Raw genomic sequence first — 15,889 nt, 5'->3', positions numbered from 1 at the left:
GCAAGGGGAGGTTGAGAAGGGTTCGGTGACAGCTCGCAAACCCTGGCAGGGTGTCGTCGTCGCCATCCCCACGCCGTTCCGCGACGACATCTCCGTCGACTTCGACCGGCTCCAGGAGCACGTCCGGTGGCTGGCCGACGAGGGCTGCCACGGCGTGACCCCGTGCGGTTCGCTGGGGGAGTACCAGAACCTCTCCGACGCCGAACGGGCCGACGTGGTACGGGCGACCGTCGAGGCGGCCCCGGACGGGTTCTCGGTGGTCCCCGGCGTCGGCGGGTACGGCAGCCGGCAGTCCCGGCAATGGGCCGAGCAGGCACAGGCGGCCGGCGCGCAGGCCGTACTGGCGCTGCCGCCGAACACCTACGCGGCCCGGGACATCGACGTGCTCGCGCACTACCGGGAGGTGGCCGCGGTGGGGCTGCCGGTGGTGGCGTACAACAACCCGTTCGACACCAAGGTGGACCTCATCCCCGAACTGCTGGCGGCGGTCGCCGAGACCGACGGCGTGGTGGCGGTGAAGGAGTTCAGCGGGGACGTACGCCGGCTGCACCGCATCCGCGACCTCGCCCCGCACCTCGACGTGCTGGCCGGTGCCGACGACGTACTGCTGGAACTGGTGGTCTGCGGGGCCACCGGATGGATCGCCGGCTTCCCGAACGCGCTGCCCCGGCTCTCGGTACGCCTCTACGAGCTGTGCCGGGCCGGCGACCTGGCGGCGGCGCTGCCGCTCTACACCGAGCTGCACCCGATCTTCGGCTGGGACTCCAAGCCGGAGTTCGTCCAGGCCATCAAGCTCGGCATGGAACTGGCCGGCAGGTACGGCGGGCCGTGCCGGCCGCCCCGGGGCGTCCTCGCCGAGCCCGCCCGGATCCAGGTGACCAAGGACATGGAGCGGGCGTTGAAGGCCGACGCCGATGCGTAGCCGGTTGGTGCTGCACGCCGTCGACTCGCACACCGAGGGGATGCCGACCCGGGTGATCACCGGTGGCGTCGGGGTGCTGCCCGGCGACACCATGCTGGAGCGCAAGCGGCTCTTCGAGCGGGACCGGGACGGGCTGCGTCGGCTGCTGATGTTCGAGCCGCGCGGCCACTCGGCGATGTCCGGGGCGATCCTCCAGCCGCCGACCCGGCCGGACGCCGACGTCGGGGTGCTGTTCATCGAGGTCTCCGGCTGCCTGCCGATGTGCGGGCACGGCACCATCGGGGTGGCCACGGTGCTGGTGGAGACCGGGATGGTGCCGGTGGTCGAGCCGGTCACCACGATCCGGCTGGACACCCCGGCCGGGCTGGTCAGCGTGGACGTCGCGGTGCGGGACGGCCGGGCGATCGGGGTGACGCTGCGCAACGTGCCGTCGTTCCTGCTCGCCGCCGACCGCAAGGTGGAGGTGGGTGGGGAGATCGGCACCATCCGCTACGACATGGCGTTCGGCGGCAACTTCTACGCCATCGTGGACGCCGCGGACCTGGGGTTGCCGGTCGAGCCGGCGGCGGTGCCGGAGCTGATCCGGCGCGGGCTGCGAGTGATGGACGCGATCAACGAGCAGGCGCCGCCCCGGCACCCGACGATCCCGGCGATCGACGACTGCCGGCACGTCCAGGTGGTGCAGGACGGCACCGACGGCGCGGACGCCCGCAACGCGGTGGTGATCCACCCCGGCTGGGTGGACCGGTCGCCGTGCGGCACCGGCACGTCGGCCCGGATGGCTCAGCGGCACGCCCGGGGCCTGCTCGACCTGGACACGCCGTTCGTCAACGAGTCGGTGATCGGGACCCGGTTCACCGGCCGGCTGGTCGGGACCACCATGGTCGGCGAGCTGCCGGCGGTGGTGCCGACGGTGACCGGCCGGGCCTGGGTCACCGGCACCGCGCAGTACCTGCTCGACCCCGAGGACCCGTTCCCCGAAGGCTTCCAGATCTGACCGCCCGAACCGGACCGTCCGATCCGGCCGGTCGGCGGCTCGTCCGGTTCGGCCGGTCCGGCGCGGCCGGCTTCGGCAGGTGTCGGAACCGGTCGGGGCACCCGGCGACATCTGTAGGGTGACGCCGCCGGTCGCGCCGCATAGATTCGCGTCGGCGTGATCATGGATGACGGGCCCGAGGTGTCGGGACGGGGCCGCCGACTGGCCGGACGACCACGGAGCGTCCCGCACGCCGCAGTGGAGCGCCGCCGGTGCCCCCGAGGGAAACGAGAGGTGACTGGATGCACCTACTGTCCACCAGACGCATGGCGTGGCGGTCGGCGCTGGCCGCGACGCTCGCGGCGGCACTGGTCGCCGGCGTCGCCACGACGCCGGCCTCCGCCGCTGTCGGCAACCCGGCCGGCGGCACCGGCCCGTTCGACGTACTCGACCCGCAGGCCTGGGAGAACCCGGACGGGATGACCTGGGACGACTACGTCACGCCGCCGAACACCAACTGGGCCGATCCGGCGGTGGCCGGCTCGGTCCGCAACTTCAAGATCGCTCTGGTCACCCTCGACTACCCGGACCAGCCGTTCGTGGTCACCCAGCGGGCCCGGTCGACGGTCTTCGGCAACCCCCAGTCGACGGCGGCGGACATCCCGCGCGACCAGGTGGCGACCTTCTACACCGATTTCCTCAACAAGCCCAACGAGCTGAACAAGGGCCACACCCTGCACGAGTACTGGATGCAGGACTCCAACGGCCGGTACGGGGTGGACCTGACCGGCTTCGGCCCGTACGAGCTGCCGGCCAAGTCCTACCAGTACGGCATCGACAGCGGGACGATGAACCCGGGCGCCTGCCCGAGCGGCGAGCAGTGTGCCAAGAACATCCGGACCGACGGGCTGGGCGCCTGGCGGGCGGCGGTCGGCGACGAGGTGGCCGACTCGTTCGAGCTGGTCTTCATCCTCTCCGCCGGCCAGGACGAGTCGTCCACCTGGCAGGAGTTCGGCCAGATGATGTTCCAGACCAAGGAGGACGTGCCCGACGCCTGGGGCCCGCCGGACCCCGACCTGCCGAACTACGCGCGCACCCGGTACGTCGAGTGGACCTCCTGGAAGGCGGCGTCGACCATCTGGCCGAACGCCGGAGGCGGCTCCTCGACCCAGGCCGAGAGCTCCGGCATGGGCGTGTACGCGCACGAGCTGAGCCACCTGCTCAGCATCGGCGACAACTACAACAACCCGTACGGCACGCCGTTGCGGCGGGCGTACACCGGCATCTGGAGCATGATGTCGCGCGGTTCGTTCAACGGGCCCGGCGGTCCGCACACCCGGTGGCAGATCCCACCGGTCAACGGCGGCTCGATGGGTTCGCTGCACACCGTCCGGGACAAGATAAAGATCGGTCTGCTCGGTGAGGAACACCTGCTGCGGCTGAGCCGGGAGGCGCTGGCCACCTCCGGCATGGTGGTGGCGACGGTGACCGCCCGGGCGGTGGACGCCGGCCCGAAGGGGCTCACCGGGATCAACATCGCGATGAACCGGGACCGGTCGCCGGACTGCGACCCCAACACAGATCCGCTCTGCGACGACGGCAACTTCAACAACTACACCGTCGAGGTCGTGGACCGGATGGGTGCGGACTCGTTCACCCCGGACAGCGGCGTGCTGCTGTCCAAGACGAAGAACGCCGACAACGCCCCCTTCGTCTGGGTGGTCGACGCCAACCCGCAGGACATCGACATGATCGACTTCTACCAGCCGGACGGCACCCCGCAGAAGATCACCATGGGGGACTACCGGCAGCTCTCCGACGCGCTGTTCCACGCCGGCACCCGGTCGGGCAGCGAGTACGAGTACGTGGACGAGGCCAACCGGCTGCACTTCTACGTACTCGACCTGAAGCGCAACGCCGACGGCGTGCTGTCGTACACGGTCGCGGTGCGCTCGCTCGACGGCGCCGGACCGAGCAGTCACGGCGTGGCCATGTCGGGCGGCGAGGTGACCACCGCGACCCGGCCGACCAACCGGGGCGTGACCTGCTCGTTCACCCTGACCAACACCGGCGCGTACGCGGCCGGCGGTCAGGCGCACCCGGAGAACGCGACGGCCTACCTCAAGTCGGACGTGTACCGGCTCTCCGCCTCGGTGGGCGGCAAGGGCTGGCGGGTGGAGCTGCCGAACGCACTGGCCAGCGCCGGGTTCGGCAAGTCCAGCACGGTCCGGGTCTCGGTCGGGGCGACCCCGTCGGCCACCCAGACCGGCGTCGTCAGGCTCACCGCCACCTCGGAGAGTGACCCGACGAAGACCGTGACCAAGCAGTGCCGCGTCCAGAAGTCCTGACCCGCCCGGCGGGACGCCCGGGAGGAGGCGCGCACGGCGTCGCCTCCCGGGCACCTCGCTCCGACCATCCCGGAGGGAAGATGCGGCGGGTCCGCTACCGCCACCTGCTGGCGGCACTGCCGCTGCTGCTGCTCGCACCGCTGGCCGGCTGCGGCGACGACGAGGAGCCGCGCGCCGCGATGACCGTCCGGGTGCTGGTCCGGGACATCAACATCCGGCCCGAGGGCGTCGAGTGCGCCGGCACCGGGCCGTACACCCACTTCCACAACAGGGCGGCGTACCGGGTGGTGGACGGCGACGGCGAGACGCTGGCCGAGGGCGAACTGCCGCCGGGCAAGTCGGTCCGGACCTTCTCCGAGGATCTGGAGGTGCCGCGCATCCCGACGTTCTGCGAGTTCGCCGTTCCGGTCTCGGTGGCCGACCGGGACGCGTACCGGCTGGTCGTGGACGACCGTCGGCCGATCGAGCTGACCAGGGACGACAGCGAGGGGCCGGCGCTGGTCGCGGTGGTGCCGTCGTGACCGGACCGGTCCCGCCCGCCCTCCCGGGGCACGGACGGACGCGGTGGCGCGGCCGGATGCGCCGAAGCCGTCTCGCCGCCCTGCTGGGGGTCGCCGCGACCGTCGCGGTGCTCGCGGCCGGCTGCACCGGAGACGGCGGCGCGGACCCCGAACCGGCCCCGCCGGTGGCCGGCGGCGCCGCCGTACTGCCCGGCCCGGTGCCGGGTGACCTGGCGCTGCGACCGGCGCCGACCGACCTGCCGGCCGCACCGAAGGTCACCGGTACGCTGACCGACGGCAGCCCGCTGGCGGTGCCGGACCTGTGGGCCGACCGGCCGGTGGTGCTGACCTTCTTCAGCTCCTGGTGCAACACCTGTGCCGAACGGCAGGACGCCCTCAGCGAGCTGGCCCGCGACCACCGTGACAGGGTGGTCTTCGTCGGGGTGGCCGGCGAGGACGAGCCGGACGCCCTACAGGAATACCTGCGCCGGCACCGGGTGGAGTATCCGGTGCTGGTGGACGGAGACCAGCGCATCGCGCGGGCGTACGCGGTCCGGGAACCACCGGCGGTGGTCGTCGTCGCCAAGGGCGGCACGCTGCTGCGGGGTTGGCCCGGCGGCGTGGACGCGCCCACCCTGGACAGCATGTTGCGGAAACTGGTACTCGCCCCGTGAACCCGACTGGACCGACGGAGACTGGCATGGACCTGGACCAGCCGATGAACCCCTACACCGGCGCACCGACCGGTCATCCGGTGCCGCACACCGGTACCGACGGCCTGGACGCGGTCTGCCGGCTGGCGGCCGCCGCCGCCCCGGCGTACGCCGCACTGCCGCTGACCACCCGCGCGGACCTGCTCCGCCGGATCGGCGCCGCGCTGGAGGGCTCCCGGGACGAGATCGTCGCGCTCGGCGACGCCGAGACCGGCCTCGGTACGGCCCGGCTGCACACCGAGCTGACCCGGACCCGGGTGCAGTTGGAGATGTTCGCCGACGCCGTGACAGAAGGGTCGTTCCTGGAGGCGGTGATCGACCTGCCCGACCCCGACGCGCTGCCGGCGCCCCGACCGGACCTGCGCCGGATGCTGCTCCCGGTCGGTCCGGTCGCGGTCTACGCGGCGTCGAACTTCCCGCTCGCCTTCTCGGTGCCCGGCGGCGACACGGCCAGCGCGCTGGCCGCCGGCTGCCCGGTGGTGGTGAAGGCGCATCCGGGCCACCCCGGGCTCTCCGACCTGTGCGGCGCGCTGGTCACCAACGCGCTAGCCGAGGGCGGCGCCCCGGTCGGCACGTTCGCCGTGGTCCGGGGCATGGAGGCCGGCCGGGCCCTGATCGCCCATCCGGCGATCGCGGCCGGCGCCTTCACCGGCTCCGCCACCGGTGGGCGGGCGCTGGCCGACCTCGCCGCCGGCCGCCCCGACCCGATCCCGTTCTACGGCGAGTTGGGCTCGCTGAACCCGACCGTGGTCACCCCGGCGGCGCTCGCCGCCCGGGGCAACACGATCGCCGAGGCGTTCGTCGGCTCGGTCACCCTCGGCGCGGGCCAGTTCTGCACCAAGCCCGGCCTGCTCTTCCTGCCCGCCGGGCACGGGCTGGACGGGGTACTCGGCAAGGCGGTCGGCGCGGCCTCGTTCGGTCCGTTGCTGGGCGCCCGGATCCGCGACGCGTACCAGCAGGGGGCCGCCGCCCTGGCCGCGGTGCCCGGGGTACGCACGGTGGTCCCGCCGGCCCCGGTCGACCAGCCGGGCTACCGGGCCGGTGCGCAACTGCTGGCGGTCTCGGCCGGTGACCTTGTCCGGCACGCCGACCGGCTGCTGGAGGAGTGCTTCGGCCCGGCCGCCCTGCTGGTCGAGTACGCCGACGAGGCGGAACTGCTGGCGGCGCTGGCCGTGGTCCCCGGCGCGCTGACCGCCACCGTGCACGGCGAGGGGGCCGGTGACCCGGTGGCGGCCCGGGTGGTCGACCTGGCCGCCCTGCGGGCCGGCCGGGTGATCTGGAACGGCTGGCCGACCGGGGTGGCGGTGACCTGGGCGATGCAGCACGGCGGTCCGTGGCCGGCGACCACCGGCTCGCTGCACACCTCGGTCGGGGTCACCGCGGTGCGCCGCTTCCTGCGCCCCGTCGCCTACCAGGGCATGCCCGACGAGTTGCTGCCGGCGGCGCTGCGCGCGGCCAACCCGCTGGGTATTCCGCGCCGGGTCAACGGGAAACTCCTGACCTGACCTGCCCGGCCGGTCGCGCCGGGGAGCGTGTCGATTTCCGGGTGGCTCGGCGACTTCACCGCCAGGATTCGACGGCGGGCTGCCGGGTCACCCGGACCCGGCAGCCCGCCGGTCGACCGTCCGCCGTCAGCCGAGCGCGGAGGCCGAGACCGCCTTCGACGGCGGGACGGCCTGGAGGGCTGCCCGGAGATCCGGCAGCGGCCCGATCCGCTGGGCGGTGTCGCCGCCCTGCGGGGTGCCGGTGCTCTTCAACAGGTTGCTCACCGCCGTGGCGGTCATCACCGGTCGACCGGTCGCCTTGAGGTAGGACTGGATCGCGACCACCGCGCCGGTGACGATCGGGCCGGCGCCGGAGGTGCCGCCGAACGACCGGGTGTAGCGGATGTTGCGGTTGGCCGGGTCGGTGCCGCCCTGGAGGTTGCCGTTGCTGCCGGTGGTGGTGATGTTCTGCCCCCAGCCCTGTAGGTCGAGGCGGGAGCCGTAGACCGAGAAGTTCAGCCGGGACCGGTTCGTGCTGGAACCGGCGCCGACCATGATCGCACCGGAGTCCCGGACCGACCGGTCGAACCGTCCCTGGAACTCCGGAGCGTCGAGATTCTCGCCCCCGTTGCCGCCGGTGGCCACCACGACCGCGCCGAGCTGGGTGAGCAGCACTGTCGCGTCGAACACCGACTGCACCCACTCGGCCGGGACGTACCGGGTGCCGCCGTTCGGGCCGGCCGTCTGCTGCTCGATCAGCACCGCGTCGCCGGGCCGGAGGAACTGGGCGAGGTGCGACAGCGCGGCCGCCGGCCGGTAGCTGGCCTGGCCACCGCTGAGCCGCTGCATCGGCGAAATTCCGAACATGTCGGCGTCCGGCACCCCACCGGTCACCCCGTAGCCGTTCGGCTGGGCCACCAGTTCGCCGAAGACCGCCGTACCGTGCTCGTCGGCGAAGCTGGTGTTGCGGGGGAACTGGCTGCCGCCGAGGTCGCTGGACCAGCCGAGCTGGAGGTCCTCGTGGAACGGGTTCCAGTCGTACTCCAGGTCGACGATCCGGATCCCCGCTCCCCGGGCGCGCGGGTCCTGGTACGCGTAGTCCGCGTCGACCCCCTGCGGCGCCGGCCGCTGGTAGCCCTGCATCGAGGTGAAGTCGGGGGTGGCGGGCGGCGGTGCCGGCTCGGGCGCCGGATAGGCGTACGCTACGTCGGGTAGGGCCCGCAGGTCGCGCAGTGCCGCCGACACGTCCGCCCGGGCGGGCAGGGTCAGGTGATACCACGAGGCCATGTTGGGGACGGCCCGGCCGGACCGGGCCTGCGCCGTCGCGGCCAGCCCGGCGAGCCCGGCGAGCGTCTGCTCCGGCAGCAGCGGGCTGAGTTCCACGGCGCGGTGCCGGTCCAGTACGGTCCGGACCGGGCCGAGGTCCCGGCCCCGCTCGCTGCGCAGGGCGCGGTCCGTGCCGCGTACCGCCGACGCCTCCGCGAACTTGACCTCGAGTACCACGCCGGGCGCCACGGCGTCCGAGCCGCGTACCGACCGGCCGTCGGGCAGTTGGCCGGAGACGGTCAGCGTGGTGGTGGCGGCGCTGAGCTGCCCGGTGGCGCGCAGCGCCTCCTTGTCGAAGTACAGCCGCAGGTCGGACCGACCGTCGGAGTTCAGGTCGGTGACGGTGCTGAGGGGTTCACCGCCGACCCACCGGGCGACCGCCGCGCCGCTGCGGGCGTCGACCGGGGTGTCCGGGCCGAGCCGGACGGTGCCGGGGTCGATCCGGCCGACGTCCACGGCGGCGGTACCGAACAGGGTCACCGCCAGTTGCCCCTGGCCGGCGAGATTGGGGGCCTCGGGCGCGTCCATCGGGATGTCGACGGCGCCGACCAGGGGATCGTCGGCGCGTGCGGCGCCGGTGCCGACCACCTGACCTGCCACGACGAGGGCGCCCAGTGCGAGTAGGGCGGTCAGCCGCCTGGACATGCCGAACCTCCAAGGTAGACCGATAGTGGGCAGCAGTGAACCTTCTTCAACCTGAACCGCGCGGCGCTCACGTACCGCGTCCGACCGTGCGGTCCGGCCGGACCGCACGGGGAGGTTGAAAAAGGTTCAGTGAAAAGCTACTGACGACAGTGAAATCGGTCTATCTACAGGTGTCGTGACATCGACGATCCGGCCTCGAACTCCTGTTGTAGGCGGGACGTCCCGCTGGAGGACCGGCTCCGCGACAACCTCGCCTACCTGCGGGCGATCCGGCGGCGCCGCGGCTGACGCCCGGCTGTCGGGACAGCGAGGAGTTGTGTCGACCTTCGCCACGGACCGGGACCTGTCAACACCGCACCGGATGCCGGTGCGGTGCGGACGGGGGAGTGGGGCCGTCATCGGCACCGACGGCTGGCACAGCCGGTCGACCACTCCGCGCCGGTGTGGTGCCGGGTGGGCGCCGGACCGGCTGGCGCCACAGTGCGGCGCGGGTCCCGGGAAGAGCCATCCCGGGACCCGCGCCGTGTCCGCTGCCGCTCAGCCGAGAGCCTGGTCGGTGCGGCGTCGGCGGGTGAGTAGCAACAGGACGATCCCGAGAGCCGTCAGCGCGGCGCTGATCCCGGCCAGCGAGACCACCGGATCACCGGTGACGGGGAGCGCTCCGACGTACCGGAAGAGGAGCGTGTTGGAGACGCCGCCCGGCGTGCCGACGGTGATCGTGGTGTCCCCGGCCGGGCAGGCCGGAGTGCGGAAGGTCAGCGAGTTGCCGTCCACGCCGACGGTGACGGCGCTGGCCGGGATGGTACGGCCGCAGATGGTCACCGTGGTCTGGCCCGGTACGAAGCCGCTGCCGCCGACGGTCACGACCGTTCCGCCCGAGGTGGGTCCCTGGCCCGGGTCGACCGTGTTGATCACGGATGCCACGGCCTGGTAGGTGAAGCCGTCCTCGGCGACGGCGTCCTCGCCGGGCAGCTCCACGGTGACGTCGACCGTACCCGGTGTGCCGGGCGGGGTGGTGACGGTGAGTGAGGTGCCGCTCGGGTCGACCACCAGGTCGGTGCCGGGAGTGCCGCCGAAGTCGACCCCGGTCGCTCCGCCGAGGCCGGTTCCGGTGATCGTCACCCGGGTTCCGCCGGTACTCGGCCCGGCCGGCGGGGAGACCGCCGTGATCGTCGGCCCGATGTAGGTGAACGTACCGTCCTCAGCGGTCCCGGCCGGGAAGGTCAGGGCGACCTCGGCCGGGCCGGCGGCGTTCGGCGGGGTGACGACGGTGATCGTCGTCCCGGCCGGGTTGACGGTGAAATCGGTGCCCGGGACGCCGTCGAAGGTCACGCCGGTGGCTCCGGTGAAGCCGGTGCCGGTGATGGTGACGGTGGTGCCGCCGCTGGTCGGGCCGGACGTCGGGTCGAGCCCGGTCACCACGGCGTCGCTGCCGTCGGCCAGGTAGGTGTAGTCGAGCGGTGCGGCCGAGCCGCCGGGCGTGGTGACCACGACGGCGGCCGGGCCGACCGGGTTCGCCGGGGTGACGGCGGTCAGCGAGGTGCCGCCGGGTGCGACCGTGACGTCGGTGGCGGGTACCCCGTCGAAGGTGACCGTGGTCTCCCCGGGTACGAAGCCGGTGCCGGTGATGGTGACGGTCTGGCCGCCGGACTGTGGACCGGAGTCCGGGTCGATCGCCGACGCGATCGGTGCGACCGCCTGGTAGGTGAAGCCGTCGGGAGCGACGGCGTCGGCGCCGGGGATCAGCACGGTGACGTCCACCGGGCCGGGCGCGCCGGGCGGGGTGGTGACGGTGAGTGAGGTGCCGCTCGGGTCGACCACCAGGTCGGTGCCGGGGTTGTCCCCGAAGGTGACCCCGGTGGCTCCGGTGAAGCCGGTGCCGGTGATCGTCACGCTGGTGCCGCCGGTGCTCGGACCGGTGTCCGGCACGATCGAGGTGATTGTCGGTGCGATGTAGGTGAAGGTCGGCGCGGTGACCCGGCCGGCCGGGAAGACGACCTCGACCAGGGCTGGACCGGCCGGGTTGGGCGGGGTGACGACGGTGATGGTCGTCCCGGCGGGATCGATGGTGAAGTTGGTGCCGGGCAGCCCGTCGAAGTCGACCCCGACGGCGCCGGTCAGGCCGGTGCCGGTGATGGTGACGGTGGTGCCGCCGCTGGTCGGGCCGGAGGTCGGGGTCAGGCCGGTGATGGTGGCGTCGCTGCCGTCGGCCAGGTAGGTGTAGTCGAGCGGTGCGGCCGAGCCGCCGGGCGTGGTGACCACGACGGCGGCCGGGCCGACCGGGTTCGCCGGGGTGACGGCGGTCAGCGAGGTGCCGCCGGGTGCGACCGTGACGTCGGTGGCGGGTACCCCGTCGAAGGTGACCGTGGTCTCCCCGGGTACGAAGCCGGTGCCGGTGATGGTGACGGTCTGGCCGCCGGACTGTGGACCGGAGTCCGGGTCGATCGCCGACGCGGTCGGCGGCAGGGGCGCCGGTGGGCGTTCACAGGCCGCCTGGGCCACGATCACGGTACCGACCGGGATCGTCACCGGTTGGCCGGCCACGGTTCCGTTCAGGGTGAGCGTGGCCAGGATGGCTGTCGCCGCCGCGCCGGCCGCGGTGGTGGTCTCGGTACGCGTCAACGTCGCGTCGAGGCTGGCCCCGAGCAGTCCCGGTACGGTGACGGCGGCGCTGCCCTGCACGCTCGGGCCGTTCGCCGTCAGGACGACGCCGGTGCCGAAGAGCGAGAGGCCGGCGAGCGTGGTCTCGGCGGTCTGCGCCCCTACCAGCGGGCAGGTGGCCGTGGCGGTCGCTTCGGCGGCGTCGAGGACGTCGATGCCGAGCACCGTCAGGTTCAGTCCGTTGACGCTGGAGAACGCCGAGGAGGCGGTCGCGCCACGGGTGGCGGTGACCTCCTCGACGGTGCCGTCGGCGGTCACCCCGATCGCCCCGGCCAGTGAGATGTCCACCAGGGTGGAGGTGTCGGTGCCGCCACCGGGCGGCGCGGTGGCGCTGCCGATCGTCGCGTCCGCGTCGATCACCACGAGGCCGGCGACGTCGGCGGAGAGGTCGACCACCAGGCCGCGGGCGTTGGCGGAGCCCGGCTGGGCCAGCGCGGGTGCCGGCAGGTGTAGTACGGCGCCGCCGGCGACCAGCGTCACCGACAGCATGGACAGTATTCTCCGAATGGACGTCACGTTTCCCCCGCGGAGTGTCAGGCGCAGTAGCGGTGGGATGGCAGGCCCAACCGAGGTCCCCACCCTTCCCTTCGGAAGAACGAGACAAAACCGGACGGGTTACGCGAAAGGTGACAGAACGTGTTTATCTGGTGACCGGGTGTTGCTGGCCCGGCGGCACCGGCCGCCACCGGACTGCCGGCGACGCCAGAGCCGGCGGTATCCGAAGAGGACGTCAGCGTGGCCCACAGGTGCGCCGGACCGCCCGATGCCGTCAGTAACCGGTCGTGACCCCGACCCGTTGAGTGGGTAGAGACTGCGGCCAGCGGCAGTGAGGTCTGTGGCGTGACCGATTTCCCCTTCACTCGGTCCGCAAATTCCGGGCATGGAGGGTGGCGCTATGGCCGAGATCAGGGTTGTGGCTGTAATTGACTTCGGCACCCATGGCTGCGGTTTCGCCTGGACATTCCTGAGCCCCTTGCACGACGATCCCTGCCAACGGCAGATTTTCACCTGTGACGAGTGGCCGGGGCAGCCATCGCCGTACCCGAAGACGCTCACGGCACTGATCATCGATCGTCGGGGCGACGTCTTGTCCTGGGGCTGGGAGGCGCACCGGATGTGGCGCACCCACGGTCTTGAGCTGTACCACACGGGGCACCGGTACAAGAAGCACTTCAAGTTGTCCCTGGCACGTTTCGGAGACGAGCGGCCGCCGCGTCGCGGGGTTTCGCTCAATGATTGCGAGGACAGCCCCGAGCGGCTCGTGGTGGCGTTCCTGAAGAGGATCTATCAGCGGGCGTTGACGGAGATCTCCGGGAGTGGCTACCGCGCGGACGAGATCCGCTGGTGTCTGACGGTCCCGGCGATCTGGGACGACTATCAGAAGCAGCTCATGCGCGAGGCGGCGTACGAGGCGGGAATGCCGACCGAGGACGGACGACTCATCCTCGCCCTGGAGCCCGAGGCCGCCGCCTACCACGCGCGAGTGTCGGGAGTCAGCGTCAGCGGTGCTGAGGACGGTAGGGACCTCACCCGGCCCGGTACCAGATTCATGGTGGTCGACTGTGGCGGCGGAACCATCGACATCACTGCGTACCGCAACGACGAGAACGGGCTGATGGTCGAGATCGGTCGCGCCTACGGGGACAAGAGCGGATCGGCGTACCTGAACAAGGTGTTCGAGGAGACGATACTCACCAAGCGGCTGGGTGGCGTGGAGGAGATGCAGCGGCTCGCCAACCAGTGTCCCGCGGCGCTGGAGGACCTGCTCGACGCCTGGGAACGGGTCAAGGTGCACGCGACCGTCGATCTCGCGCATCCGCTGTACCTGCCGATCGGGAAGGCACTCGACCGCTGCCTGAGTGAGCCGGCGAGGTACGCGCTACCAGATCTGCAGGGCGGAGACGACGAGTACATCGTCGTCTCCCCGGACGAGGTCCGGGACATCTTCGAGGAGGTTGTTCCTCGTATTCTGGACATGATCGACCGACAGCTCGACGAGATGCGCGAGGCTGCCGGGCCGGCACAGTCGCCGGAGGTGGTCCTGCTCGTCGGAGGGTTCGCCGCATCGCCCTACCTTCAGCAACGCGTACGAGGCCACCTCCTCGGCCGGGCCGAGGTCCGCGTCGTACCCAGGTCGGCCATGGCGGTCTTGGCGGGAGCGGTGCACTTCGCCTACGACCCGCAGACCCGGGCGCGCCGATCCAAATACACCTACGGCATCGATGTGGTCACGTCGTTCGAGGAAGGCGCCGACCTGCCAGCCAAACGACGTGTCAACTCGCGGGGAGAGGTCAATTGCGTCGACAGGTTCGCCGTGTTCGTACGGGCCGGTGAGACTGTCCGGACCGGACACGAGACTGTCCAGGGATGCATTCCGGTCGAAGGCGACCAGACGGAGGTCGACGTGGACTTCTATGCGACCCGGGAACCCGAACCGCGGTACGTCGACGAGGTGGGCTGCTACCGGATCGGTCGGCTGACGGTGAATCTGGCCAAGGTGATGCACCTGGACCTGACGCAACGAAGCATCCGGGTCGCCATGCAGTTCGGCGAGACCGAGATCAAGGCTCGCGTCACCCTTGGTGGCAGCGATCTCCAACTGGACACGGTGCTCGATTTCGTGGCTCCCTAGCCGGCGCGCTGCCCACGGTCAACCGCAACTCCGGCCGGGCGGTCCCACTCACCACCCCGGACGCGGCCGACCCCGACGGCGGGGCATGGCCAGAAGCCAACCGGTCACGGCATGGGCGCGCCGGTGGGCATCGCGGCGAGGGGGAAGCGTCGGTCGAGCGCCGGCAGCATCGATCGGAGTGCCTTCACGGTCGCCCGCCGGTCGCCGCCGGCGTCGTGCAGCAGGACGATGGCGCCCGGATACACATCGGACGTGACGGTGCGGATGATGTTCCTGGCGCCGGGGCGAGCCCAGTCACGGGGGTCGACGGCCCAGTGCAACGAGGTCATCTGCAACTGTTGGGCCGCCCTGACGACGGCTCGCGTCCAGGCCCCGCCCGGTTGCCGGAAGTAGGGGATCGGGACTCCCGGTACCGCTGACCGGATCGCCTGGTTGGTCCGGGTCAGGTCGGCCAGGATGGCGGATCGGGAGCGGCTTCCCAGTCTCAGGTCGTGTGCCCAGGAGTGGTTGCACAGGGTGTGTCCGTCGGCGGCGATGGCCCGTACCAGGTCGGGATGGGCTCGTACGTTGACACCCACCAGGCAGAAGGTGGCTTTGACGCCCGATTGGCGCAGTAGGGCCAGGATCGGAGGGGTGTAGCGGGGGTCCGGGCCGTCGTCGAAGGTGAGTGCCACCTGCGAGGAGCCGGTGGTCACCCGGGCTCCGTAGGGTCCGCCTTGCTCTGCACCGAGTGGCCAGGTCGGCACTGGTGTCGACGGGATGCTCGGACTGGCGACGACGTCTGGTGAGGCCGGAGCGGATGAGGCGGGCCCACTCGACCCGGTGGTCGAGATGGGACCGCTCACAGTGGAGCGCCGGCCGCCTTCGGAGTCGGTGAGCACGCGCACGAGGACGTACGAGCCGGCGAGGACCACGGCGGCGACAAAGGCTGTCGTCCCCAGTTTCAAGAGTCTCGACATGCCGGCGATATTATATAGATTGCGTAACTAACATCGGTTATTCCGTTTTTGTGCTGGACCAGCTCCGGGCGGATCGCTCCGGGCGCTCTGCCGGCGAGAGGGGTCGATGTCGGGCACGCCGGTTCCGGACGGCAGTCGCGCGACGACCGCACTGTGCGCATCCGCGGTGCTGGCGTGCCGAGCCGGCCTGAGCTGTGTGGTCCAGGCGTAGGTGCCGCCGGTGGCGGTCATGGCCGGGGCGTGGAAGTGCCGGCGTGATGCCGTCGCGGCCGTCCCGCCGGGTAGTAGAACGGGGGTGGGTGTACTGCGCGTGCCGGTGGCGTGCCCCGCAACCTGGTACTCGGGCACGAGCCGCGGTCGACGCGGGTCCGAACCCGGCGCTGAGCATCGTGCCGGGCCGCTTCGCCGGATCGCCGCCACCCGCGCCGATCCGATCGGGGTGCGCGACCGGAACAGTTCCGGCTACCGGTGGCGGGGGGCAGGCCAGGGGATCAGCATGGCTGATTTGGACATACGGCCCCATATTAGAACTTATAGTGCGATACGCTGGGACGAGCGAGAGGCTCGCCGTCACGCGCGTGCCGAACCCGCAAGGGCGGGACTGGAGGAGTCGTGCCGCACGCGGACACGCCGCGTCGGCGGCCACATTGCCCGGTCGATCGAACTAACGGCAGGGGCGGCACGCCGCCGCCTGATTGAAGGGAGCGTCGTGCGGTGGTTCAC

Annotated in this window: 10 protein-coding genes; 7 read left to right on the top strand and 3 right to left on the bottom strand. The window is 71.8% G+C overall.

Going from position 1 to position 15,889, the window contains the following annotated elements:
* Positions 1–25: 25 nt before the first annotated feature.
* From ACQEVC_RS38535 to ACQEVC_RS38510, 6 genes are all read left to right on the top strand, one after another.
* Positions 26–922 (top strand): dihydrodipicolinate synthase family protein, encoded by an 897-nt coding sequence (locus tag ACQEVC_RS38535; protein ID WP_432888299.1) that lies wholly within the window; start codon positions 26–28, stop codon positions 920–922.
* On the top strand, positions 915–1,919 hold the full coding sequence (locus tag ACQEVC_RS38530; protein WP_432888297.1) for a proline racemase family protein: 1,005 nt from the start codon (positions 915–917) through the stop codon (positions 1,917–1,919). Before ACQEVC_RS38535 ends, ACQEVC_RS38530 begins: the two co-directional genes overlap by 8 nt.
* A gap of 281 nt (positions 1,920–2,200) precedes the next feature.
* Positions 2,201–4,246, top strand: a complete 2,046-nt coding sequence (locus ACQEVC_RS38525; RefSeq protein ID WP_432888295.1) for a M6 family metalloprotease domain-containing protein — start codon at positions 2,201–2,203, stop codon at positions 4,244–4,246.
* Positions 4,247–4,326: 80 nt separating this feature from the next.
* A complete protein-coding gene (locus tag ACQEVC_RS38520; RefSeq protein WP_432888293.1) occupies positions 4,327–4,767 on the top strand; it encodes a hypothetical protein in 441 nt (146 codons plus the stop codon).
* A gap of 56 nt (positions 4,768–4,823) precedes the next feature.
* The gene (locus ACQEVC_RS38515) at positions 4,824–5,420 is read left to right on the top strand and encodes a TlpA family protein disulfide reductase (protein ID WP_432888291.1); all 597 of its coding nucleotides are present in this window, start codon (positions 4,824–4,826) and stop codon (positions 5,418–5,420) included.
* A 26-nt stretch (positions 5,421–5,446) separates the two neighbouring features.
* Positions 5,447–6,964 carry an aldehyde dehydrogenase (NADP(+)) gene (locus ACQEVC_RS38510; RefSeq protein ID WP_432888289.1) on the top strand — a complete coding sequence of 506 codons (1,518 nt, stop codon included), beginning with the start codon at positions 5,447–5,449 and terminating at the stop codon, positions 6,962–6,964.
* A gap of 126 nt (positions 6,965–7,090) precedes the next feature.
* On the opposite strand, the gene ACQEVC_RS38505 is transcribed toward ACQEVC_RS38510, so the two are convergent.
* Positions 7,091–8,914: a S8 family serine peptidase gene (locus ACQEVC_RS38505; RefSeq protein ID WP_432888287.1), complete on the bottom strand. Its 1,824-nt coding sequence runs from the start codon at positions 8,912–8,914 to the stop codon at positions 7,091–7,093.
* Positions 8,915–9,451: 537 nt separating this feature from the next.
* Complete coding sequence (locus ACQEVC_RS38500) at positions 9,452–12,064, bottom strand: IPT/TIG domain-containing protein (RefSeq protein ID WP_432888285.1); 2,613 nt, start codon at positions 12,062–12,064, stop codon at positions 9,452–9,454.
* Between the two features lie 406 nt (positions 12,065–12,470).
* Between ACQEVC_RS38500 and ACQEVC_RS38495 the strand changes: the two genes are divergently transcribed.
* Positions 12,471–14,207 carry an Hsp70 family protein gene (locus tag ACQEVC_RS38495; protein WP_432888283.1) on the top strand — a complete coding sequence of 579 codons (1,737 nt, stop codon included), beginning with the start codon at positions 12,471–12,473 and terminating at the stop codon, positions 14,205–14,207.
* 104 nt (positions 14,208–14,311) lie between these two features.
* Here the strand turns inward: ACQEVC_RS38495 and ACQEVC_RS38490 are convergent, their stop codons facing one another.
* Positions 14,312–15,166: a polysaccharide deacetylase family protein gene (locus ACQEVC_RS38490; protein WP_432888281.1), complete on the bottom strand. Its 855-nt coding sequence runs from the start codon at positions 15,164–15,166 to the stop codon at positions 14,312–14,314.
* Positions 15,167–15,889 lie beyond the last annotated feature (723 nt).

The sequence above is a fragment of the Plantactinospora sp. CA-294935 genome (assembly GCF_050936445.1).
Taxonomy (GTDB): Bacteria; Actinomycetota; Actinomycetes; order Mycobacteriales; family Micromonosporaceae; genus Plantactinospora.
This window is presented reverse-complemented; position numbering and strand designations above follow the sequence as displayed.

Excerpts from the sequence above, each read along its gene's own strand:
- ACQEVC_RS38530 (WP_432888297.1), top strand. The coding sequence starts at position 915 with ATGCGTAGCCGGTTGGTGCTGCACGCCGTCGACTCGCACACCGAGGGG.
- ACQEVC_RS38525 (WP_432888295.1), top strand. The coding sequence starts at position 2,201 with ATGCACCTACTGTCCACCAGACGCATGGCGTGGCGGTCGGCGCTGGCC.
- ACQEVC_RS38520 (WP_432888293.1), top strand. The coding sequence starts at position 4,327 with ATGCGGCGGGTCCGCTACCGCCACCTGCTGGCGGCACTGCCGCTGCTG.
- ACQEVC_RS38515 (WP_432888291.1), top strand. The coding sequence starts at position 4,824 with ATGCGCCGAAGCCGTCTCGCCGCCCTGCTGGGGGTCGCCGCGACCGTC.
- ACQEVC_RS38510 (WP_432888289.1), top strand. The coding sequence starts at position 5,447 with ATGGACCTGGACCAGCCGATGAACCCCTACACCGGCGCACCGACCGGT.
- ACQEVC_RS38505 (WP_432888287.1), bottom strand. The coding sequence starts at position 8,914 with ATGTCCAGGCGGCTGACCGCCCTACTCGCACTGGGCGCCCTCGTCGTG.
- ACQEVC_RS38500 (WP_432888285.1), bottom strand. The coding sequence starts at position 12,064 with ATGCTGTCGGTGACGCTGGTCGCCGGCGGCGCCGTACTACACCTGCCG.
- ACQEVC_RS38495 (WP_432888283.1), top strand. The coding sequence starts at position 12,471 with ATGGCCGAGATCAGGGTTGTGGCTGTAATTGACTTCGGCACCCATGGC.
- ACQEVC_RS38490 (WP_432888281.1), bottom strand. The coding sequence starts at position 15,166 with ATGTCGAGACTCTTGAAACTGGGGACGACAGCCTTTGTCGCCGCCGTG.